A 21,120-nucleotide genomic window follows, 5' to 3' on the forward strand; every position below is an offset into this window, starting at 1 on the left:
CTGTTATCTCCTGCGTAATCACACCGTCGGAAAAATACGTTCCAGCCCCTGGAGAGAGTCTTCCCAGTCCGCGCGTTCAAAAATGCCTTGTTGCAAATAGCCCTCCAGCTGCGGCCACAAGGCGATAGCTTTATCGAGCATTGGATCGCTGCCTTTGGCATACGCGCCGACGCTGACCAGATCGCGGTTACGTTGAAAACTCGACAACAGCTGCTTGAATGTGCGTACCCGCGCGTAATGCTGCTCGCTGATCAACGCCGTCATTGCACGGCTGATTGAGGCTTCAATATCAATTGCCGGATAGTGCCCGGCTTCAGCCAGACGACGAGAAAGCACAATGTGACCGTCGAGGATCGCCCGCGCGGAGTCGGCAATCGGATCCTGCTGGTCATCGCCTTCGGTGAGCACGGTATAAAACGCGGTAATCGAGCCGCCGCCGCTGATTCCGTTTCCGGCACGTTCGACCAGCGCCGGTAATTTGGCGAATACCGACGGCGGATAACCTTTGGTGGCGGGTGGTTCGCCTATCGCCAGCGCAATCTCACGCTGGGCCATCGCGTAGCGGGTGAGGGAGTCCATAATCAGCAATACATGCTGACCACGATCGCGAAAATCTTCGGCAATGCGCGTGGCATAGGCGGCACCCTGCATTCGCAGGAGCGGAGAAACATCCGCCGGAGCGGCAATCACCACGGAGCGCGCACGCCCTTCGGCACCGAGAATATTCTCAATAAAATCTTTTACTTCTCGCCCACGTTCACCAATCAAACCAACGACGATCACATCGGCACGGGTGTAGCGTGCCATCATTCCCAGCAGCACACTTTTACCAACGCCAGATCCGGCAAACAGCCCCATACGCTGCCCGCGCCCAACGGTAAGCAGGGCATTAATTGGGCGCACGCCCGTATCCAGCACATGCTCAATCGGTGTACGTTGCAACGGGTTAAACGGCGGGGTAATCAGGGCGCCAGTTTCAGTCGTGTCGGGGGAGGGCAGACCATCGAGCGGTTTACCACCGCCGTCCAGAACGCGACCTAATAACGCCGGACCGAGCGGTAACTGCTTGCCGCTTTGCAGCCCATCGCCGGAGATATTTCTGGCGTAAACGCGTGCGCCGGGCAGCACGCCTTCCACTTCCTCCAGCGGCATTAAAAACAGCCGTTGACCGTTAAAGCCAACCACTTCGCTTTCTACTTCGTGCGTTTCAGTGCCGTTCTGACGTTCAATGACACAGGTTGCGCCGAGCGGCAGTTGCAATCCGGTGGCTTCCAGCACCAGCCCGGTGGCGCGGGTTAATCGCCCGTAGCGACGCACCGCAGGCAACTGCGCCATTTTGGCTTCGAAGTTATCCAGCGAGGTTAGCCAGCGAGTCAGCCGCGTGGTCATTACACCACTCCTGGCGCTGCCAGACGGCAGAGTTCTTGCCAGCGGGTGGCGACACTGGCGTCGAGATCGCCTTCATCAGCGGAGACTTTACAACCGCCAGGATGCAGGGTCGGGTCGCCGCGCAAGCGCCAGCCATGCAAACTTAAGGTTGCGCCGAGCATCTCATCAACACGTTGCAGATCATCCGGGTGCACGCGTAGCTGCGGTTTGCCGCTGAATAACGGTTCTTGCTGCAACAACTGTTGAATCTGTTTGATCAGTGCCGAGTTGTCCACCGTTGGCGTCTGGCCGATCACCTGACGCGCTGCCTCCAGCGCCATCTGCATCAGGCGTGAAGCAATCACGCTATCCAGCGCGTCAAGGGTGGTCTGAAACTCGCTGACCAGTTGCTGCATCCGGGCATGAATCGGCGCTTGCTGGGATTTTGCTTGTGCCAGTCCTTGTTCCAGCCCCTGAGCCAGACCTTCCTGATAGCCTTGTTCATGGCCTTGCTGGCGACCTTCGGCAATCCCCGCCTGATAACCTTGCTCGTGGGCCTGCATTTGCAGTTGTGCCAGTTGCTGCTCAAGGCTGGGTTCGGCCTCTTCAGTGACGGTTTCTTCTGGCTCCATCAGTGGCACAAACTCCGCCTGTGGTGGCGCGAGATCGTCCGGTGTCCAGGTTTTCCACGGCAGATTATCAGACATAGGTATCCTCGCCGCTGCCAATCACCATCTCGCCGGTTTCGGCAAGGCGGCGCACAATCAGCAGAATCGCTTTCTGTTCGTTTTCCACCTGCGACAGACGCACCGGACCACGGTTGGCGAGATCGTCGCGCAGTATATCGGCGGCACGCTGCGACATATTGCGCAGGAATTTCTCGCGCAGTGGCTGTTCTGCACCTTTCAGCGCGATCAGTAACGATTCGGAATCCACTTCCTGCAACAGACGCTGGATGCTGCGATCGTCGACATCCACCAGATTTTCGAACAGGAACATCTCGTCGATAATTTTCTGCGCCAGCTCGCCGTCAAATTCACGCACGGCGGTAATAACCGCTTCTTCCTGCTGAGTTTTCATCAGGTTGATAATTTCCGCTGCTGTTCTCACGCCGCCCATTTTGCTGCGTTTGAGATTCTGGCCATCGAGCAGGCCATTCAGCACTTCTGTCAGTTCAGCCAGCGCGGCAGGTTGTACGCCGCCAAATGTGGCGATACGTAGCATCACGTCGTGGCGCAGACGTTCATCGAACAACGCCAGAATATCGGCGGCTTGAGCGCGTTTCAGATGCACCAGAATGGTGGCGATAATCTGCGGATGTTCATCGCGAATCAGATCGGCGGCGCTCTGTGGCTCCATAAAGTTGAGCGTTTCAATACCGCTGGCAGTGTCGCGGGTTTCGAGAATATCTTCCAGCAGGCTGGCGGCACGCTCTTCGCCCAGCGCTTTGACCAGCACTGAACGCAGATAATCATTGGCGTTAATATTCAGTGCGGCAAACTGTTCGGCTTCTTGTTCAAACTCTGCCAGTACTTCAGTTAATTGTTTGTTGGAGATCTGCGAGACGTTCGCCATTGCCGCGCTCAGGGTTTGCACTTCTCGTTGGGACAGGTGCTTGAATACCTCTGCCGCCCGGTCTTCGCCAATGGTCATCAGCAGAATGACGCTTTTATCGGTGCCTGTCAGGTTACTCATGATCGTTATTTATCCACTGGCGAATGACCAGCGCCACTACGCGCGGATCGTTATCAGACATGTCGCGGATGCGCTGGCTCATTACCTCAGCCCCCAGACGTTGGTTAGCGCGGCGTTGTTGCAGTTGTTCGTCTTTGCTCAGGCGTACTTCCACTGCATCTTCCGTCTCCTGGCGAGTTTGTGTCTGTTGCTGAACGGCTTTCACCACCTCAGCGCGGCGGATTAATTGCGGACGTACCGCTTTACGCCACAGCAGCCACGCCACCAGTATCACCAGCAACCAGCGTCCGGCAGCCAGTAACTGATCGATAAACGCTTGTTGTTGCCAGAACGGCAACTCACCACCACTTTCATCACTACTGGTAAACAGCGAGTTGACGACATTGAGCGAATCACCGCGTTTTTCCGAAAAGCCCATTGCCTCGCGGGTCAGATCATCAATTTGTTTCATCTGTTCGGCGCTCAGTGGCAACGGTTTGCCATCCGGCAGCGTTTTGTAATTCACCACTACCGCGACAGACAGACGTTGCACGTCGCCGACGTTCATTTTGGTATGACGAATGGTGCGATCGACTTCGTAGTTGCTGGTTTCATTACGCTGTGTGCTGCGCGGTCCACTATTGCTGGTGGTGCTCGTCTGTTGCTGGCGATTGTTTTGATTTGCCGGAGGCGTACTGATCGGCGCGTTATTTGCGGGCGCGGGTTGATTAGATAATGCCCCCGGCACGCCGCCCGGATAACCGGAACCGCTTTGCTCGCTTTCATTCAGTTGACGGGAACGAAGCGCCGCCTGTGACTCATTGCCATTAGGGCGATACTGCTCTTCTGTTTGCTCTTTACTGGCGAAATCCAGCTGCGCTGTGACTTGCGCATGAATATTGCCGTTGCCGACAATAGGCGACAGAATTGCTTCAATACGACGCTGAATGCGGCCTTCGACATCGCTGGTATATTTCAACTGAACATCATTGAGATCGCGCCCGCTGGTGTTGGACTGGGTTAACAGATGCCCACCTTGATCCACCAGTGTAACGTTACCCGGTGGCAGCCCAGCTACTGCACTGGAAACCAGATGCACAACGGCGCTAATTTGCCCTTCATCCAGCGCTCGTCCTGGCAATAAATTCACCGTTACCGATGCGGAAGGGGATTTTTGCTCACGGACAAATAAAGACGGTTTCGGCATCGCCAGATGCACGCGCGCCCCTTTTACCGGGCCGATGGTTTCGATGGTACGAGAAAGTTCGCCTTCCAGCGCTCGCTGATAATTCACCTGTTCGCTGAACTGGCTGATACCAAACTTTTCCTGATCGAGCAGCTCAAAGCCGACCGCCCCGCCTTTAGGTAAGCCTTGCTGCGCCAGACGCAGACGCAATTCGTGAACCTTATCCGCCGGAACTTCAATTGCACCACTGGCTTCACTAAAGCGGTAAGGGATGTTCATCTGCGTCAGTTGGCTGACGATCGCGCCACCATCCTGATCGGAAAGGTTGCTGAATAACGTGCGGTAATCAGGGGCTTTTGCCCATAGAACTAACGCGACTATCACTGCCACTGCAGCGGAACCAGCAACAATCAAAGGGATTCTCGGATTCGCGCGTAGGCGATTAAGCCACTCAAGAGATTTTGTCTGGGCTGCAGTCGTATTCATCGCGCACCTCGCGGCAGATGAAAGACGGCGTTATTAGCAAAGTGGAACAAGACGCACTCCCGGGTCAGCAAACTCGAAAAATTGACGGCCTCATTATTTGTGGTTTTATTTTTTTCTATGCGCCAATTAACCCGGTTTTTTATCGTTATTTAACGCCTTTATCTTATTGACTTACTGTTAATCTCTGCTACCAGAAATGGTCCAGGAGATGAATATGTCAGCCATACAGGGGATTGAAGGGGTTATCAGCCAGTTACAGGCTACGGCGATGAGTGCCCGTGCGCAGGAATCACTACCACAACCTGGCATCAGTTTTGCCGGACAGTTTCATGCCGCGCTCGATCGTATAAGTGATACGCAAACCGCCGCCCGCACTCAGGCAGAAAAATTCACCCTCGGCGAACCCGGCGTAGCGCTAAACGATGTGATGACCGATATGCAAAAAGCTTCAGTTTCAATGCAAATGGGGATTCAGGTGCGTAATAAGCTGGTGGCGGCGTACCAGGAAATGATGAGCATGCAGGTGTAGGTTTTGTAACTGAGGCGATAATAAAAGTGGCCAATCACCATTGTATGGAGCCATCGCTGGAAGAACGCTTCGCAGTAACTTGCTTTCAGAATGCCCATCGAGTGATGGGCGTGTATAGGGTATGACACACCGGGAGATCTACGGTGAACGATGATGCTTGATGATTCACTCCGCCTGTTATCTGGTGCGCCCCAGGGCTTTCTTTGTCATCACCGAAAAATACATGGTCACAGGCATGAACATGAAGGCGTTAGTTAATCGCTATTTCAGAACCGTTCATTTAAAAAATTTTATTAATAACCAGTCACTGTCAGGGCTGAGCTGGCGAGAACAGCTAAATGAGTGGTTTGTTGTTCTCGACATCTTCAATATATAAAAGTGTATTATCGATAGAATAGTAACGTCGCTTATTATCACTGACATCAGTAACCCACCGGAAAACGCCAGCCTTTGCAAGCGTTATACAATATTCCCGAAATGTTGACTGTCTTGAAATGTGAGTCCGGGCTGCTTTTTTGACTTGCTCAGGATCCTTGATGGCACTGACTTTTAATAGACTCCTGCTCCCTCTGATTAACAAAACATTGTCATCGTGCGTGACGATCCTGATGTTATCTGTGGCAAGATAGTAAATATAATGTGCAATACGATGACGTTTTAACTCAGCATAAAACCAGGAAAAGTTTAGCTCCGTTCTCACTTGCTCAAACATCTTTTGAAAATTAGCAACCTGATCCATCAGGGAAATAATCTCTCGTCAGTTGTGAGGGAGAGTAGTTTGCATGATCGGTGTTATTCCTTCAATCTGGTCCGATCACTTAATGCTGTGTCTGTGTGAATCAATAATAATCTAACTGCGGTACGGAAAATAGACAACGGAGTATTCGTAGCAAGTGACTCCCGCTGCCTGAAACAGCGGGAGAAAAGATTACTTCTGAATTAGATAACGAATGGTCGGCCCGTCTTGCTGAATATCCAGTACCGTATAGCCGTGATTACGCGCATCCAGCGGAATATTGTTAATCGACTGTGGACAATCGCTGACCACTTCGAGGATCTCGCCTTTTTTTAACTGCGGCATCGCCTCAAGGGTTGCAACCGCCGGGTAAGGGCAGGGCTCGCCCACCATATCAAGACGGTAATCAGGAACGATATTTTTCATGCGATCTCCTTAGCTGTCTGCGGCGCCGCACGGCGGAAGAAGCGTTTTTCCCAACCGATAATCAGCATCAGCCCAGCGAACAATAGTAAATATGTCACCAGCAGGCCGCCCATTGGACCAAAGGTTTTTAGCAGGTTGATTTTGTCCCAGTCGGTTGCCAGTGCCGGGGCGAAATCATCCCAGTAATACGCCAAAATCGTGGAGCCAATAACGTTGCCCAGACCGACCCACCAGTAATGCACCTGGCCTTCCACCGCGCGGTACATCCATCCCGTTTCGCAGCCGCCCGCCAGCACAATACCAAAACCAAACAGTAATCCACCAATTACCGCGTTCGGACCCGCCCACATGATTTTAGGTTCTACGCCTAACTGTACATAACTGAAAATCCCGATTGCACTAACCGCCATACCGAAAATGATCGCTTTCGCCATGTGGGTTCGTCCGGTGATCCACATGTCGCGGAACGCCGAAGTAAAGCAGATTTGTGCACGTTCTATCAGCAAGCCAAAGCCGACACCAAACAGCATCGCCAGCCCCAGCTTTGGTTGGTTCATCGCCGTCAGCAGCGCCCAGCCAAGCATACCGAAAAAGACCAGCATCCCGAGACGAAAACGGCGCCGCGCCTGATCTGGTTTCTGCGTCAACGGTGAGGCGGCAGAGACTTTCTGCATTTTCACGGGGATACGAAAGACAGGCAGCAGGGTAAAGCGCGCGCCAAACCATGAGCCGATGGCGGTAGCGATGGCAAAGAACCAGGCGTGCAGCGAGAACTGAGGAATGCCGGTAAAGAACGCCGCCAGGTTACAGCCCATCGCCAGACGTGCACCAAAACCAGCAATAATCCCGCCAATAATGGCCTGCATAATGCGGATACGGCTACGCGGCATGCGCAGTTTGACGTTGTTGGCCCATAATGCCGCGGCAAAACAGCCGCCGAACATACCGAGAATCATCATCCCGTCAATGCGGGTTAATGGCGATCCTTCCAGATGGATGATTTTAAAATAGCCCCACTCTTCAGCATGGACGCCAAACAGTTGCAGGAGCTGACCGCCCCAGCGGGTAAATTCACCCGTAACTGCCCAAAAGGTGCCGGTAATGCCAAAATAGTAAGTGGAGAGAATGCCCGCCGCGATGACCGCAGGGATTGGCGCCCAGAATTTAATCAACCAGGCTTGTTTGAATTGCTGCCATGACATGTATGTAGCCTCTGAACTCAGAAGGTTTAAACAAGAGTCGCGAATCATACATCAGGAGAATTTATTTGCGCGGCAATAATTCACAAAAATAATAGTTAGATCAAATTTCTCTTTGGGCCTGGAAAGGGTGGCAGCGTCAGGGCTTTAATGCCACAATCCACTTTTCTTCTCATGCAGGACGAATGATGAAAAAACTCGCAATTGCAGGCGCACTCATGTTGTTGGCGGGCTGTGCCGAAGTCGAAAACTATAATAATGTTGTAAAAACCCCCGCACCAGACTGGCTGGCAGGGTACTGGCAGACCAAAGGGCCGCAACGTGCGCTGGTCAGCCCGGAAGCGATTGGTAGTCTGATTGTCACTAAAGAGGGTGATACCCTGGATTGCCGTCAATGGCAGCGAGTGATTGCGTTACCGGGTAAGCTGACGCTGATGTCTGATTCTCTCACTAACGTTACTGTGAAACGTGAGCTGTACGAGATTGAGCGTGACGGTAACACTATTGAGTATGATGGCATGACGATGGAACGTGTGGCGCGTCCGACGGCAGAGTGTGCCGCCGCGCTGGAAAAAGCGCCGTTACCGACGCCGCTGCCGTAATGAAACTCCCCTGGCTCTGGGGGATTTTCATGTCAAAAAAAGTGCCCGATACGCAAGCTTATCGGGCCTGAAACTGTAACGGCGCCGCAATAACGATGCGTGTATTGTCAGCGATCGGTTTTAAATCACCTCTTCGATAACCCAAACGCTGACGCTGCCGCCGTTGCAAAAGAATGTCGCTTCGCCATTTTCATCGGTAACTATGCTCTCTTGTCGATTACCGAGAAAATCGCGCCAGGTTTTATTGCCGTAGTTCTCACCCAGTTTAATCGTCTTTTCGCCATCGTCACCGTTCGACATAACCACAACGCAGCCAGGATATTCATCGGTGCCACTGCGACTAAAGGCAATACAGTTCGGATGATCGAAAAATAGCGTCTGTACACCGTGGGCAAAACGCTGGCGGGCGAGGATTAGCTCATCAAGTTGTTCGATTATTGGCATATCGATTGGATAGGTCTGTCCGTCACCGCCGACATCTTCGTAATGAGCCCCGTACAGATCAGGGTAAAACACCGAAGGCACGCCATTTTCCCGTAGCAAAATAAGGGCATAAGCCAGCGGCTTAAACCACGGCTCCACCGGAGCTTCAAGGGCTTGTAACGGCTGAGTGTCGTGGTTGGCGACCAGCGTCACAGCGTGGAAAGGATCGACTTCAACCAATGTGCCGCTAAAAATCTCAGTCATATCATAATCACGCCCCATACGAGACGCTTCGTGGAATTTCATCTGCAGCGGTGCATCAAACAGCATGGTTTTACCTTCCACCTGATCAATATACGTTTGCAGTTTCTCGACCTCGCGCGACCAGTATTCCGCCACAATAAAGAGTGGTTTCGGCGCAACTTCTTGCACATGCTCGATCCACTCTTTATAGAACCACGCCGGAATATGTTTTACCGCGTCGAGACGAAAACCATCGCACTGAGTTTGTTCCATTACCCAGCGCGCCCAGTATTTGAGCTCTTCGGTGACGGCATGGTTACGAAAATCGATATTTTCGCCCATCAGATAATCGAAATTGCCTAATTCATCATCGACCTGATCATTCCAGCCTTCGCCAGTGTAATCGTTGACGATTTTAAAGATGCCATCTTCATGCGGGTTTTCGATATGGTCGATACCGCTAAAACATTTGAAGTCCCATATAAATTGTGAATATTTTCCGGCGCGTGCAGGGAAGGTGTAACGGGTCCAGCCTTCGCATTCGATAATTTCATCATCAATTTGCGTGCGACACTCTTCGTTAACTCGCTGAACGCGAATCGCTTCTTTTTCGTCGGCACCCATTTTGTGGTTCACCACCACATCCAGCAGTACGGCGATGTCGTTGCGTTTAAGCGCGTCGATGGCCGCCAGCAATTGCGCTTTATCACCATATTTCGTCGCGACAGTGCCTTTTTGATCAAACTCGCCTAAATCAAATAAATCATAGGAATCGTAGCCGACAGAATATCCGCCCGATGCGCCTTTATAGGCAGGCGGCAGCCAGACCATATTGATACCAATATCATTTAAACCGTCGGCGCGCTCGGCAAGCTCGGGCCAGAGCTTGCCGCCTTCAGGGTAATACCAGTGAAAGCATTGCAACAGCGTGGGATTACGCATTCTTCGACTCCACATGAGGGGAACATTAGAAGCGTAGCCGTAATCAGGTTATTCGCGAGTAATCCAACTTTTATACTTTGCCAAAATTCAGATGGGGAGAAAAATTGACGATATTCTCCTGCGGCGCCAGTACGTAGCCGCCCTGGTCGCCGTAAGCACTTAATACGGATTTTTGCATCGATGACTGACCAACCAGCTTCGCCAGCTCATCCATTCGCACCTGCAATAACTGCTTAACGTTGCTTTCGTTGTGCAGGACGAGGCGTAACATTGGTTTGAGTTGTTCCTGCATCATGGCAGAGGGTTCCATCTCTTCCGTCAGGTGCGCGATTTGTTGCACCGCATTCACATAATCCATTTCGCTGGCGATGAGTTCATCCCATCGTCCTTCTGTCGCCAGGCGTAACATGAGCTGGCTTTTTTCGACAAGTTGTTGCCAGACAAAATACAAGTGCGGTGCATGGTTCATCAGACAGGATCCTGAATCAAAGAAGGGGAGAGTAAAGTCTCTTTCCAGGCATCGGCAATATTGCGCATCAACGTTTCCACTTCTTCTACTGCGGAGACATCGTTACGCAAATTCGCTTGCAGCAAACGCCTGACCATATAGCTATAGAGCGCAATTAAATTCTGGGTTAATTCATCCTGGCTTTCTTCTTCGAGGCTCACCTTCAGCCCATTCTCAATGATGTTGATAGCTTTCGATAAAGACACGCCTTTACCTTCCAGGTTGTTGTCCTGCATAAACAGGCGTGCTCTTACCAGCGCACTCAACACGCCGTCAAATAGCATGGTAACCAGTTGCTGTGGACTGGCGCTCATCACGGCGCTCTCAACGCCAATTTGTGCATAGGCCTGCGTGCCTTTTGCGCTGTACATAGTCTCTCCTGAAGATTATTTCGAGCTGCTATTTGAGGTGTCGAATTGCTGTGTCAGATAGCTACTGGTGGAGTTAAGCGAGTTCATTAACACATCCAGTTGGGTGAACTGGGCTTTGTAGCGCGCCATTAATGTATCGATACGTTCACTGGCAGCGTTGTACTGATCCGTCAAATTGTTCAGTGTTTTGCTTACGCCATCTTTTGCAGCCTGGATTATCCCGGTGGAGGAGAGCCAACTGGTCAGGTTGCTGCTAATGCTGGTGGTTACGCCAGTGCTTTTACCGTCACCAATAAACATTTCACCTACGCCAGTGGCATCTTTCTTCAGGGCCGTTTGCAGCTTGTCAGTTGCTATTTCCAGCTTACCGGTACTGGCGTCGGTGGTGATACCGATCTGTGCCAATGTTTTATAGGCCGAACTGCTATGCGTATTGGCAAGCAGCGTTTTTAACTGGGTCTGGATGGTGCGCAGCGTGGAGTCACCGAGTAACGCGCCGTTGCTGGAGTCCTGACTTTCTGCCCCGGCATCGACTGCGGTGTATTTTGTTAAGCTGCTGAACGTATCCTGTAACGTGTTATAGGCATCCACCCACGCTTTAACCGCATTTTCAGCTTTGGAGGAGTCTTTGCTGATGGTGAGGGTCTGATTACCAGTGGTGACGTCATTCAGGTTGAGAGTGATATCTTCCAGCGCGTCACTGATAGTGTTGCTGCTGTTTTCAATCTCAACGTTATTAACCGTCAGTTTGGCGTTCTGCGCGGTGACGCTTTCAATCATGCCATTACTGCTATCACCCGACGTTCCGTTGTAACCCATAAAACTTTGCAGGGCGCTGTCGCCGCTGACGCTCAGTTTCATGGCGTTATCGCTACCGGTATCATTGGCGGTGATAGACAAACGATACTCGCCGTTACCCACATTGATGATACTGGCGCTGACGCCGGCTTTGGCGTTGTTAATTGCATCGCGGATGCCAGAGAGTGACGAGTTAGCCGCGCTGATATCAATCGTGACGGGATCTTTTCCTCCGCCTTGCTGGATGGTCAGTACGCTATCGCTGGTGGCGATGGCGGCTTTGTTGTCTTTTTGGCTGTTTTGGGTCGTGAGCGTCTGTGCCTGTGCCAGTTGGCTGACACTAATGGTGTATTTTCCGGCAATTGCGCTGCCCGTGGTGGTGGCGCTAAAAGCCGAGGAACTGCTGGTGGTTGAGGTAGCGGTAAATAAGTCGGCTTTATTCAGTGCCGTGTTGGCGGTCTGAAAACTCTCCAGCGCGCTTTTCAACGTCCCGTAGGCGCTCAGTTTCGCGGTGTACGAGCTTTGCTGTTTTGATATCGGCGTCAGGGTAGATTTTTCTGCCGCCTCAAGACTGTCGAGGATGCTGCTTAAGTCCAGCCCCGACCCAACCCCGAGCGTTGAAATACTAGCCATATATATTCCTTAATCATGCGACATGTAGAACGAATACCGGGGTTATCGGCGCAAGCGGGGCAAAGTTTACGATTTATTTTTGGGCTTAATGACACGAACAGCAACGAGGAAGGGGAGTATTTCGACGGCTAGAAAAAAATTCTAAAGGTTGTGAGTGACCAGACGATAACAGGGTTGACGGCGACGAAGCCGAAGGGTGGAAGCCCAATACTTAAACCGTAGAGCTAAAAAACAGGAATAAAAATTATGGCACAAGTCATTAACACCAACAGCCTCTCGCTGATCACTCAGAACAACATCAACAAAAACCAGTCTGCGCTGTCGACTTCTATCGAGCGCCTGTCTTCTGGTCTGCGTATCAACAGTGCGAAAGACGACGCCGCTGGTCAGGCGATTGCTAACCGTTTCACCTCTAACATTAAAGGGCTGACTCAGGCCGCGCGTAACGCCAATGACGGTATTTCTCTGGCGCAGACCGCAGAAGGCGCACTGTCTGAAATCAACAACAACTTGCAGCGTGTGCGTGAGTTGACCGTTCAGGCGACGACCGGGACTAACTCTGATTCTGACCTGTCTTCTATTCAGGACGAAATCAAATCCCGTCTGGATGAAATTGACCGTGTTTCCGGTCAGACCCAGTTCAACGGCGTGAATGTGCTGGCGAAAGACGGTTCGATGAAGATTCAGGTTGGCGCGAATGATGGGCAGACCATCTCTATCGACTTGCAGAAAATTGATTCTTCAACGCTGGGGCTGAAAGGTTTCTCGGTATCAGGGAACGCATTAAAAGTTAGCGACGCGATAACTACAGTTCCTGGCGCTGCTGCTGGCGATGCCCCGGTTACGGTTAAATTTGGTGCGAACGATACCGCTGCTGCCGCAATGGCTAAAACATTGGGAATAAGTGATACATCAGGCTTGTCCCTACATAACGTACAAAGCGCGGATGGTAAAGCGACAGGAACCTATGTTGTTCAATCTGGTAATGACTTCTATTCGGCTTCCGTTAATGCTGGTGGCGTTGTTACGCTTAATACCACCAATGTTACTTTCACTGATCCTGCGAACGGTGTTACCACAGCAACACAGACAGGTCAGCCTATCAAGGTCACGACGAATAGTGCTGGCGCGGCTGTTGGCTATGTTACTATTCAAGGCAAAGATTACCTTGCTGGTGCAGACGGTAAGGATGCAATTGAAAACGGTGGTGACGCTGCAACAAATGAAGCCACAAAAATCCAACTTACTGATGAACTCGATGTTGATGGTTCTGTAAAAACAGCGGCAACAGCAACATTTTCTGGTACTGCAACCAACGATCCGCTGGCACTTTTAGACAAAGCTATCTCGCAAGTTGATACTTTCCGCTCCTCCCTCGGTGCCGTACAAAACCGTCTGGATTCTGCGGTCACTAACCTGAACAACACCACCACCAACCTGTCTGAAGCGCAGTCCCGTATTCAGGACGCCGACTATGCGACCGAAGTGTCCAATATGTCGAAAGCGCAGATCATCCAGCAGGCGGGTAACTCCGTGCTGTCTAAAGCTAACCAGGTGCCGCAGCAAGTTCTGTCTCTGCTGCAGGGTTAATCGCCAAAACCTGACTAACCGATAATGACAGCAAACGCCAAATTGCCTGATGCGCGGCGCTTATCAGGCCTACAAGATGAATCGCAATTAATTAAATTTGCATATTCGTCTGGGCTGGATAAGGCATTTACACCGCATCCGGCAAGATGAAGCGTACGTTGTCAGATCTCTTAACCCCGCGTCCGGCGGGGTTATTTTGCTCATTATTTACCGATCACTCTAAATAACCGCTTATTTCACCCATTAATCGTCCGATTAAAAAACCTGCAGAAACGGATAATTATGCCGATTACTTATATAACGCAGGGTTGTTTATCGTGAAATCACTCTATACCGCTGAAGGTGTAATGGATAAATACTCGCTGTGGCAGCGTTATATCCCGCTGGTGCGTCACGAAGCATTGCGCCTGCAGGTCCGACTGCCCGCGAGTGTAGAACTTGATGATCTCCTACAGGCGGGCGGCATTGGATTACTTAATGCCGTTGAACGTTATGACGCCCTGCAAGGAACGGCATTTACAACTTACGCAGTGCAGCGAATCCGTGGCGCTATGCTGGATGAACTTCGCAGCCGTGACTGGGTGCCACGAAGCGTGCGACGCAATGCGCGTGAAGTGGCGCAGGCAATGGGGCAACTGGAACAGGAACTTGGCCGTAACGCCACAGAAACTGAAGTGGCAGAACGTTTAGGGATCGAAATCGCCGATTATCGACAAATGTTGCTTGATACTAATAATAGCCAACTCTTTTCCTACGATGAGTGGCGTGAAGAGCACGGCGATAGTATTGAACTGGTAAGTGACGATCATCAGCGCGAAAACCCGTTACAAAAATTACTGGAAAGTAATTTGCGTCAACGGGTAATGGAAGCCATCGAAATGTTGCCGGAGCGTGAACAGTTAGTATTAACGCTCTATTACCAGGAAGAGCTTAATCTCAAAGAGATTGGCACGGTGCTGGAAGTCGGTGAATCGCGGGTCAGTCAGTTACACAGTCAGGCCATTAAACGGTTACGCACCAAACTGGGTAAGTTATAACTTAAGTAAATGCCGCACATTAATTTTGAATACCAGGAGTTCTTAATAATGATGCAGCACCAGAAAAGGCGGCCATTGAGTCGCTATCTTAAAGACTTTAAACACAGTCAAACCCATTGCGCATTTTGCCGTAAACTACTTGATCGCATTACGCTGGTTCGCGACGGCAAAATAGTGAATAAAATCGAGATTTCCCGTCTCGATACACTGCTTGATGAAAATGGTTGGCAGGAAGAACAAAAATCATGGTCCGCGTTGTGTCGTTTTTGCGGCGATTTACACTGCAAAACGCAGAGTGATTTTTTTGATATTATCGGCTTCAAGCAGTTTCTCTTTGACCATACTGAAATGAGCCCCGGTACTGTGCGCGAGTATGTGGTACGTCTGCGTCGTTTGGGTAATTATTTAAGCGAGCAAGATATTTCCACCGACCTGCTGCAGGATGGTTTTCTTGATGAAAACCTGGCGCCTTGGCTACCCACCACAAGCACCAATAATTACCGCATCGCATTACGTAAGTATCAGTGTTACCAGACGCAAACCCGCGGTGATCTTGCGCAGATATCCCCCTGCATGTCAGCTTCTGATATATATTAAATAAGAATAAGATGTAGCAGAGTTGTTTTTGTGTTTACAAACAATGGCTCTACACTGCAAACCAACAAAACAACATTCGGGGTGAATATGAAACTAGCACATCTGGGACATCAGGCGTTGATGGGCGTTATGGCCGTGGCGCTGGTTGCGGGTATGAGCGTGAAAAGTTTTGCCAACGAAGGCCTGCTCAATAAAGTAAAAGAGCGTGGCACGTTGCTGGTGGGACTGGAAGGGACTTACCCGCCGTTCAGCTTTCAGGGAGATGACGGCAAGTTGACTGGTTTTGAAGTGGAATTTGCCCAACAACTGGCAAAACATCTGGGCGTTGATGCCGCATTAAAACCGACCAAATGGGACGGGATGCTGGCGTCACTGGATTCTAAACGCATCGATGTGGTGATTAACCAGGTCACCATTTCTGATGAACGCAAGAAAAAATACGATTTTTCTACCCCTTACACCATTTCCGGTATTCAGGCGCTGGTGAAAAAAGGTAATGAAGGCACAATAAAAACCGCAGACGACCTGAAAGGTAAAAAAGTTGGTGTTGGTTTAGGCACCAACTATGAAGAGTGGCTGCGTCAGAATGTTCAGGGGGTTGATGTGCGCACCTATGATGACGACCCGACCAAGTACCAGGATCTGCGCGTAGGCCGTATTGATGCCATCCTGGTTGACCGTCTGGCGGCGCTGGATTTGGTGAAGAAAACCAATGATACGCTGGCAGTAACTGGCGAAGCCTTCTCCCGCCAGGAGTCAGGTGTCGCGCTGCGTAAAGGTAACGAAGACTTGCTGAAAGCAGTCAACGATGCCATTGCAGAAATGCAAAAAGATGGAACCTTGCAAGCCCTTTCCGAAAAATGGTTTGGTGCTGATGTGACCAAGTAATCAACGTATTGACGGGCCCTGCTATAAGTTGACAGTTTTTTGTCTGTAAAACGCCTGATGAACGTCATCGGGCGTTTTGTATTTTAGTGCCAGGTGTGGCCGCTCATGGTTATAAATAGCCACGGATTTTTTACTATTTTCCGGACCTGCAGGACGCGAGTTTTTCAGGAGCCCATTTATTCGTTCAGCCAGCGCATTCTGGTCGCAGTCATAACCAACGGTCATTGAGCAGGTTATCCCGATTCTCTCATGCACTGACTGATAAAGAGCTACCCGGTTCAGAATGTATACTTCATACCCAGCATGGCAGAGGCGTCGCTGTATCCCTCGTCACCGAGCTGTACACCCACATTGCCCCACAGGTTCAGATGGTCATTTATCTGCCCCTCAACACCGGTTTTTACTTCTCCGATATTGCTGGCGCCGTCCTGATGTACCGTCACACCGTTCATGCGAGTGCCAAAATCACGGGTGTTGTGCAGCCAGTTCACCTCAACGAACGGACGGAACTCATGGGATTTGCCGTCATTCATTCTGCTGTGTTCCTTAATCCAGGTTTTCACGCCCAGAAGGGTATGGACGTTACCGTCACCAGTGCTTTCAACACGGGTACCATTGCGTTCGCGGTGCTCATCAGCTTTTACGCCCATCCAGATAACCTGAGCCTGAGGCTGGACATACCATTCGTTCAGACTGCCATGGCTACCGGTAAACTCACCGGTTTTCCAGACATAACCGGTTTCCAGTGAGGCTGTCAGACCTTTTGATTTCCAGGATTCCCCCGGTAGTCCGTCACCTTTCACATCGTTATCGAACCAACTGTACTGTGCCCAGCTATCCAGATAAGCCCCGCTATGTGTCTCATCATTAGCATACCAGGTGGCATACAGACCTGTGTTGTATCCTTTCACACTGCCTTTTGAACTGTATCCGGTACGTACAGAATCTGTATTGTTATGGTCATTACCGTAACCAGCCATAACCCCCAGATGCCAGCGGTCAGATCTGTTCCGGCTCCACTGGGCCAGGTCACCGCCCATCTGCAGGACGTAACGGTTACCCTGTGTTTTCAGTTGACCTGTACCGTCACGCCAGCGGTTGTGTCCCCCTTCATGGCGCATCCACATGCTGGTTTCTTTCTGCTCACCGGTAATCACATCGGTGTAATGCATTGGCCCCAGGCGTTCATGAAGACGGGTCACGAACAGAGTGTTTGCGGCAGCCATGTTCGCCGTGTAGGAGCCAGCTTCCGGGCGCAGGTCGTTGTCATGACCACCCGGAGCAGGTTCAGGGGCAGGGGGTTGCATTGCTTTCAGAGCGCGCAGCAGGAACGGAGTGTTTTTACCACTGGTCAGATACCAGTTATCACGGTTGCTTCCCTGACCACGTCCCAGCGTGTAGTCATAAGCCCCAGCGGCAATACGCCCGGCCTGAATAAATGCAGCACTGTCAGCATTTCCGTCGACATGAATCAACTCAATACCGTTCAGTGTCTGTGCTCCGGTACCACCTGCATTTATAACAACCACTCGGGTCTGACTGGAAGCATCGCCTTTAATAACCAGTTTGTCTGTTGCGGAGCTGTCATTTCCCAGAGCGGTGTTCATGAGCAGTATGCCATTATTACCGGTATAGTTACCTCCGATCGTCAGTACATTACCTGGTGCATCAGCTCTCAGGTCAAGGGTACCGCTGTTGGTTACGTTCCCGGCGACACCACCAGAGCCGGAGAGTGTCCCCTGCTGAGCGATGGTGACCTGGCTGTTGGCAAGCATGACAGGTGCATCAGCCTTGCCCAGAATCAGTGTGCCGGCAGTGTTAACCAAGCCTGTTCCCAGTCCGTCAGTATTAAGCACTTTCACCATTGCCTTTTCTGCGATAGTGGTGGTGGCATTCAGGGCGCGGCTGGCACCAGTAATATCGAACACGCCACCGCTGATGTTCAGGGAGCCAGAGCCGATGAGGGTACCTGCAGACAGGCCTCCACCTGTGAGGGTCAGATTACCGCCATTAATGTTCAGTATGGAACCTGCTGCGCTGTTCAGTTTACCTGCGGTCTGGCTGTGACCGTTCATGTCCAGCATGGTGTCGTCTGCCAGACGAATCTCGCTGGTCTGCCCCAGAGCACTGTTGCTGTTCATGCGGACATTGCCGCCGCGGATGTCTGTTACACCTGTGTAAGTGTTTTGGGAGGACAGAATCAGTGTTCCTTCGCCGGCTTTGGTCAGCGTTTTTCCATCCCAGCCATGAGATAACTGAACAGCATTGTTATCTGCAAGCCGTACCTTCAGCTCTAACACCGCGCCATATCTCAGGTCAAACGTGCCATATCCATTTCCTGAAGGGTCATTCCACTTCAGGGAAGAACTAACCTCTTTTACTGTCTGCCCGTTACCACTAAGTGATGTTAAAACATAGTCTTCAGCACCATCACTCAGTAGATTATTATGCTGATAAATATTATTTTCAGAGAGCCCTGTTATGCCGTCGGAGGTCGTCAACAAGCCGTACTCATTTTGCTTCCATATTGTCATGGCAGTATCAACATTAAGCACTGCACCGTTATTGAACTGGATATTGTTGGCAGTTAAATGACTGGAACCTGTACTCATATTCAGCGATGAATCTCTGTCAAATACCGAACTTCCGCTAAAGGTGACATCAGCTCCCGAAACGGAAATATGTGTACCTGTACCCGCACTCAGATTGCCTTTGATCTCAGAGCTGGCGGAGTCTTTATTTGTAATGGACAGAGAATTACCATCAGCATTATTTTCAACATTATTCAAAACAATATCACCTTGAATGACAGAACCAGCGAAGAGATTCAACGAGTTAGTTCCACCATTCAGAGATATTGCGGTATCACAATCTTGCCCTCTGTTACCAGATATCTCCCCGGACTCGAAGAGGTTAACGTTACCTCCCCGTCCGCCACTACCAGGCAATATCACGCCATGATTATTTATCGTAATATCACTCCCGGATATAGCAGTACCACCATTACCTCCGTCGCCACCATTACCACCGTTACCAGTATTTTCAGAATGCATATTTTCACCGGGGTCGCCACCATAACCACCATCACCACCAGTGCCACCAATAATATTTCCATAATTATTTATTTCCATATTATTTCCAGATATGGCAATCCCCCCGGTGCCACCAATACCACCAATACCACCAGTACCACCAGTGCCAAGAGGCACTGAATCAGTGGGATCATATTCTGTATAACCACTACCACCTTCACCACCAGTGCCCCCCTGTCCGCCAGTTATATCTCCCGTATTATTTATCTTAATATTATTACCATATATAGCAGACCCTCCAATACCACCACTACCACCGGTACTCCCATTAATATTCGGAACGGTAGAAAATTCGACACTACCTTCACCACCGCGAGCACCATCCCCCCCCCTGGCCACCTGTAATGTGATTATTATTTGTTATCTCCATATTATTTCCGGATATTGCCGTGCCTCCATTCCCTCCTGTGCCGGCAGAAGGTCCCCATACCGCCCACCAGGCACCACTACTACCTTGCCCGGCAGTGATGTTTCCGTTATTGCTTATTTGAAGATTGTTGCCAGATATGGCTGTCCCACCAACAGCAGGAGTCCCAGTTAAACCACCGCTCTCATCGCCATAACCACTGGCTCCAGTCATTCCGCCATTGCCACCCGTAATGCTACCGTTGTTCGTAATGGTAAGATCATCTCCGGAAATAGCGGTACCTGCTTCACCTCCATCGCCTCCGCCATTACCATAACCTCCCCAACCCCCCTTACCACCGGAAATATCACCAGAATTAACAAGAGTAAAATTATTTCCAGTAATGGCTGTACCGCCTTGGCCTCCTGCCGATCCCATCTTAGTAACATCATCATCACCAGCCCATCCGCCTTCACCGCCACTAATGCTGGTACCGCTGTTAATTGTCAGGATATTTTCATCCTGTAACGAACCAGGTACAACATTAACAATGAGAGCATCTTCACCAGCTTCCCCATCATCATTACCCGGGGGGTGACGCACGCCATCAGCACCAAGGATATTTTCAGATATTTCTGTAGGGTTTCCTTCAGAAAGAGTAACTTCCTTTTTGGCTCCCAAAGCAGGCTGAATGGTCAGAGTGGCAGATATAAGGCTGAATAGTAATGTTGTCTTCATTCCCTCTTGCGTTATGCCGAATGTTTTTCTGTTTTTTATATGGATATCAAATTTTTCTTTTTTATTAATTTTCATTTTCACAAAATCTCCAATAATACTTTGTTTGAAAATGGTGAGTTAAATTTTTTGACTGTGTAATGTCATTGGGAAGTAATATGCATCATCCAATCATCATACAAATGATCGATGCGAGCATTATTGCAAATAAACAGAGAAAATCCATCTCAAGCAATCAGGTTGATTTTTTTTTGGCGAGTAATTTGAAATTGTAATGTTTTCTGGATGTTAGTTTGTTTATTGGTCGGTGTAATTTTAGATAGTGAGTGTTTCTCTGCTTTTTTATAAGAAAAGTGCCTGAAAATACCGTCATGGAATATAATATTTTTATCCTAAAAACAGACATGGATATAAATAATAATTAATATAAAGATAATGGTTTCCTTATTAATGAATGGGTATGGATAACCAGGCTTGATCAACCTAAGATGCCAGGAGAAGTTATCCCCGCAACCAGGGGACATCAGATTTTCTGCTTTATGGACATAAGCAGCCTTTACACCGTTACGTTCCTGATGACCCATCGGATATTCAACAGCATCACGGGACCACAAATCTGATTCTATTAACACACTACCTGCTATCGCCCGGAATCCATGAGTACTACAGTTGCCATATGCTCAACGAAAGACCGAGAAAACTCCAGAGTAC

The 21,120-nt window shown here is 50.2% G+C and carries 20 protein-coding genes and 2 pseudogenes; 6 read left to right on the forward strand and 16 right to left on the reverse strand.

Annotated features, from left to right (window positions below; genetic code table 11):
* Positions 1–18: 18 nt before the first annotated feature.
* Genes fliI through fliF form a run of 4 tightly spaced genes read right to left on the reverse strand, consistent with a single transcriptional unit; the run spans position 19 to position 4,714 of the window.
* A complete protein-coding gene (fliI, locus tag AACS80_RS13940) occupies positions 19–1,389 on the reverse strand; it encodes a flagellar protein export ATPase FliI (RefSeq protein ID WP_130208589.1) in 1,371 nt (456 codons plus the stop codon).
* The gene (gene fliH, locus AACS80_RS13945) at positions 1,389–2,075 is read right to left on the reverse strand and encodes a flagellar assembly protein FliH (protein WP_130216477.1); all 687 of its coding nucleotides are present in this window, start codon (positions 2,073–2,075) and stop codon (positions 1,389–1,391) included. The genes fliI and fliH overlap by 1 nt, the downstream gene beginning before the upstream one ends.
* Complete coding sequence (gene fliG, locus AACS80_RS13950) at positions 2,068–3,063, reverse strand: flagellar motor switch protein FliG (RefSeq protein WP_032184453.1); 996 nt, start codon at positions 3,061–3,063, stop codon at positions 2,068–2,070. The genes fliH and fliG overlap by 8 nt, the downstream gene beginning before the upstream one ends.
* Positions 3,056–4,714, reverse strand: coding sequence for a flagellar basal-body MS-ring/collar protein FliF (gene fliF, locus AACS80_RS13955; RefSeq protein ID WP_130223611.1), 1,659 nt, complete (start codon positions 4,712–4,714; stop codon positions 3,056–3,058). Before fliF ends, fliG begins: the two co-directional genes overlap by 8 nt.
* Positions 4,715–4,928: 214 nt before the next feature.
* Between fliF and fliE the strand changes: the two genes are divergently transcribed.
* Positions 4,929–5,243 carry a flagellar hook-basal body complex protein FliE gene (fliE, locus tag AACS80_RS13960; RefSeq protein WP_130259938.1) on the forward strand — a complete coding sequence of 105 codons (315 nt, stop codon included), beginning with the start codon at positions 4,929–4,931 and terminating at the stop codon, positions 5,241–5,243.
* Positions 5,244–5,577: 334 nt separating this feature from the next.
* Here the strand turns inward: fliE and AACS80_RS13965 are convergent, their stop codons facing one another.
* The 3 genes from AACS80_RS13965 to yedE all read right to left on the reverse strand — a co-directional run bounded on the left by AACS80_RS13965 (position 5,578) and on the right by yedE (position 7,607).
* Positions 5,578–5,982 carry a DUF1398 domain-containing protein gene (locus AACS80_RS13965; RefSeq protein ID WP_135410100.1) on the reverse strand — a complete coding sequence of 135 codons (405 nt, stop codon included), beginning with the start codon at positions 5,980–5,982 and terminating at the stop codon, positions 5,578–5,580.
* Between the two features lie 189 nt (positions 5,983–6,171).
* Positions 6,172–6,405, reverse strand: coding sequence for a sulfurtransferase-like selenium metabolism protein YedF (gene yedF / locus AACS80_RS13970; RefSeq protein WP_000790504.1), 234 nt, complete (start codon positions 6,403–6,405; stop codon positions 6,172–6,174).
* Complete coding sequence (gene yedE, locus AACS80_RS13975) at positions 6,402–7,607, reverse strand: selenium metabolism membrane protein YedE/FdhT (protein ID WP_135410099.1); 1,206 nt, start codon at positions 7,605–7,607, stop codon at positions 6,402–6,404. Before yedE ends, yedF begins: the two co-directional genes overlap by 4 nt.
* Before the next feature lie 185 nt (positions 7,608–7,792).
* Between yedE and yedD the strand changes: the two genes are divergently transcribed.
* The gene (gene yedD, locus AACS80_RS13980) at positions 7,793–8,206 is read left to right on the forward strand and encodes a lipoprotein YedD (RefSeq protein WP_064529329.1); all 414 of its coding nucleotides are present in this window, start codon (positions 7,793–7,795) and stop codon (positions 8,204–8,206) included.
* Between the two features lie 120 nt (positions 8,207–8,326).
* Here yedD and amyA read toward each other — a convergent pair whose 3' ends face one another.
* The 4 genes from amyA to fliD form a co-directional block, all read right to left on the reverse strand.
* Entirely contained in the window at positions 8,327–9,814 is a 1,488-nt protein-coding gene (gene amyA / locus AACS80_RS13985) for an alpha-amylase (protein ID WP_130259932.1), read from the reverse strand.
* A gap of 70 nt (positions 9,815–9,884) precedes the next feature.
* A complete protein-coding gene (gene fliT / locus AACS80_RS13990) occupies positions 9,885–10,283 on the reverse strand; it encodes a flagella biosynthesis regulatory protein FliT (RefSeq protein WP_135410098.1) in 399 nt (132 codons plus the stop codon).
* The gene (gene fliS / locus AACS80_RS13995) at positions 10,283–10,693 is read right to left on the reverse strand and encodes a flagellar export chaperone FliS (RefSeq protein WP_130208571.1); all 411 of its coding nucleotides are present in this window, start codon (positions 10,691–10,693) and stop codon (positions 10,283–10,285) included. Before fliS ends, fliT begins: the two co-directional genes overlap by 1 nt.
* 15 nt (positions 10,694–10,708) lie before the next feature.
* Complete coding sequence (gene fliD / locus AACS80_RS14000; protein WP_135410097.1) at positions 10,709–12,124, reverse strand: flagellar filament capping protein FliD; 1,416 nt, start codon at positions 12,122–12,124, stop codon at positions 10,709–10,711.
* Between the two features lie 246 nt (positions 12,125–12,370).
* Between fliD and AACS80_RS14005 the strand changes: the two genes are divergently transcribed.
* From AACS80_RS14005 to tcyJ, 4 genes are all read left to right on the forward strand, one after another.
* The gene (locus AACS80_RS14005; RefSeq protein ID WP_135410096.1) at positions 12,371–13,714 is read left to right on the forward strand and encodes a FliC/FljB family flagellin; all 1,344 of its coding nucleotides are present in this window, start codon (positions 12,371–12,373) and stop codon (positions 13,712–13,714) included.
* 317 nt (positions 13,715–14,031) lie between these two features.
* Positions 14,032–14,751, forward strand: a complete 720-nt coding sequence (fliA, locus tag AACS80_RS14010; RefSeq protein ID WP_135410095.1) for an RNA polymerase sigma factor FliA — start codon at positions 14,032–14,034, stop codon at positions 14,749–14,751.
* Positions 14,752–14,796: 45 nt separating this feature from the next.
* Complete coding sequence (gene fliZ / locus AACS80_RS14015; RefSeq protein WP_130260045.1) at positions 14,797–15,348, forward strand: flagella biosynthesis regulatory protein FliZ; 552 nt, start codon at positions 14,797–14,799, stop codon at positions 15,346–15,348.
* Positions 15,349–15,435: 87 nt separating this feature from the next.
* Complete coding sequence (tcyJ, locus tag AACS80_RS14020) at positions 15,436–16,236, forward strand: cystine ABC transporter substrate-binding protein (RefSeq protein WP_130218652.1); 801 nt, start codon at positions 15,436–15,438, stop codon at positions 16,234–16,236.
* 21 nt (positions 16,237–16,257) lie between these two features.
* Here tcyJ and AACS80_RS14025 read toward each other — a convergent pair.
* The 5 genes and pseudogenes from AACS80_RS14025 to AACS80_RS14045 form a co-directional block, all read right to left on the reverse strand.
* A pseudogene (locus tag AACS80_RS14025) lies at positions 16,258–16,503 on the reverse strand (integrase core domain-containing protein); the annotation flags it as partial.
* A gap of 11 nt (positions 16,504–16,514) precedes the next feature.
* Entirely contained in the window at positions 16,515–19,025 is a 2,511-nt protein-coding gene (locus AACS80_RS14030; RefSeq protein WP_240727125.1) for an autotransporter outer membrane beta-barrel domain-containing protein, read from the reverse strand.
* A gap of 176 nt (positions 19,026–19,201) precedes the next feature.
* On the reverse strand, positions 19,202–19,351 hold the full coding sequence (locus tag AACS80_RS14035; protein ID WP_240727124.1) for a hypothetical protein: 150 nt from the start codon (positions 19,349–19,351) through the stop codon (positions 19,202–19,204).
* A gap of 281 nt (positions 19,352–19,632) precedes the next feature.
* Complete coding sequence (locus AACS80_RS14040) at positions 19,633–20,493, reverse strand: hypothetical protein (protein WP_240730952.1); 861 nt, start codon at positions 20,491–20,493, stop codon at positions 19,633–19,635.
* 440 nt (positions 20,494–20,933) lie between these two features.
* Positions 20,934–21,068: pseudogene (locus tag AACS80_RS14045) on the reverse strand (tyrosine-type recombinase/integrase); the annotation flags it as partial.
* Positions 21,069–21,120: the final 52 nt, after the last annotated feature.

Origin of the sequence: Escherichia sp. E4385 (genome assembly GCF_963883145.1) — a bacterium.
Taxonomy (GTDB): domain Bacteria; phylum Pseudomonadota; class Gammaproteobacteria; order Enterobacterales; family Enterobacteriaceae; genus Escherichia.

Excerpts from the sequence above, each read along its gene's own strand:
- fliD (WP_135410097.1), bottom strand. The coding sequence starts at position 12,124 with ATGGCTAGTATTTCAACGCTCGGGGTTGGGTCGGGGCTGGACTTAAGC.
- fliT (WP_135410098.1), bottom strand. The coding sequence starts at position 10,283 with ATGAACCATGCACCGCACTTGTATTTTGTCTGGCAACAACTTGTCGAA.
- fliI (WP_130208589.1), bottom strand. The coding sequence starts at position 1,389 with ATGACCACGCGGCTGACTCGCTGGCTAACCTCGCTGGATAACTTCGAA.
- AACS80_RS14005 (WP_135410096.1), top strand. The coding sequence starts at position 12,371 with ATGGCACAAGTCATTAACACCAACAGCCTCTCGCTGATCACTCAGAAC.
- yedE (WP_135410099.1), bottom strand. The coding sequence starts at position 7,607 with ATGTCATGGCAGCAATTCAAACAAGCCTGGTTGATTAAATTCTGGGCG.
- fliS (WP_130208571.1), bottom strand. The coding sequence starts at position 10,693 with ATGTACAGCGCAAAAGGCACGCAGGCCTATGCACAAATTGGCGTTGAG.
- fliH (WP_130216477.1), bottom strand. The coding sequence starts at position 2,075 with ATGTCTGATAATCTGCCGTGGAAAACCTGGACACCGGACGATCTCGCG.
- amyA (WP_130259932.1), bottom strand. The coding sequence starts at position 9,814 with ATGCGTAATCCCACGCTGTTGCAATGCTTTCACTGGTATTACCCTGAA.
- fliF (WP_130223611.1), bottom strand. The coding sequence starts at position 4,714 with ATGAATACGACTGCAGCCCAGACAAAATCTCTTGAGTGGCTTAATCGC.
- fliE (WP_130259938.1), top strand. The coding sequence starts at position 4,929 with ATGTCAGCCATACAGGGGATTGAAGGGGTTATCAGCCAGTTACAGGCT.
- AACS80_RS14035 (WP_240727124.1), bottom strand. The coding sequence starts at position 19,351 with ATGGAAATATTATTGGTGGCACTGGTGGTGATGGTGGTTATGGTGGCG.
- fliG (WP_032184453.1), bottom strand. The coding sequence starts at position 3,063 with ATGAGTAACCTGACAGGCACCGATAAAAGCGTCATTCTGCTGATGACC.
- yedF (WP_000790504.1), bottom strand. The coding sequence starts at position 6,405 with ATGAAAAATATCGTTCCTGATTACCGTCTTGATATGGTGGGCGAGCCC.
- AACS80_RS13965 (WP_135410100.1), bottom strand. The coding sequence starts at position 5,982 with ATGGATCAGGTTGCTAATTTTCAAAAGATGTTTGAGCAAGTGAGAACG.
- tcyJ (WP_130218652.1), top strand. The coding sequence starts at position 15,436 with ATGAAACTAGCACATCTGGGACATCAGGCGTTGATGGGCGTTATGGCC.
- yedD (WP_064529329.1), top strand. The coding sequence starts at position 7,793 with ATGAAAAAACTCGCAATTGCAGGCGCACTCATGTTGTTGGCGGGCTGT.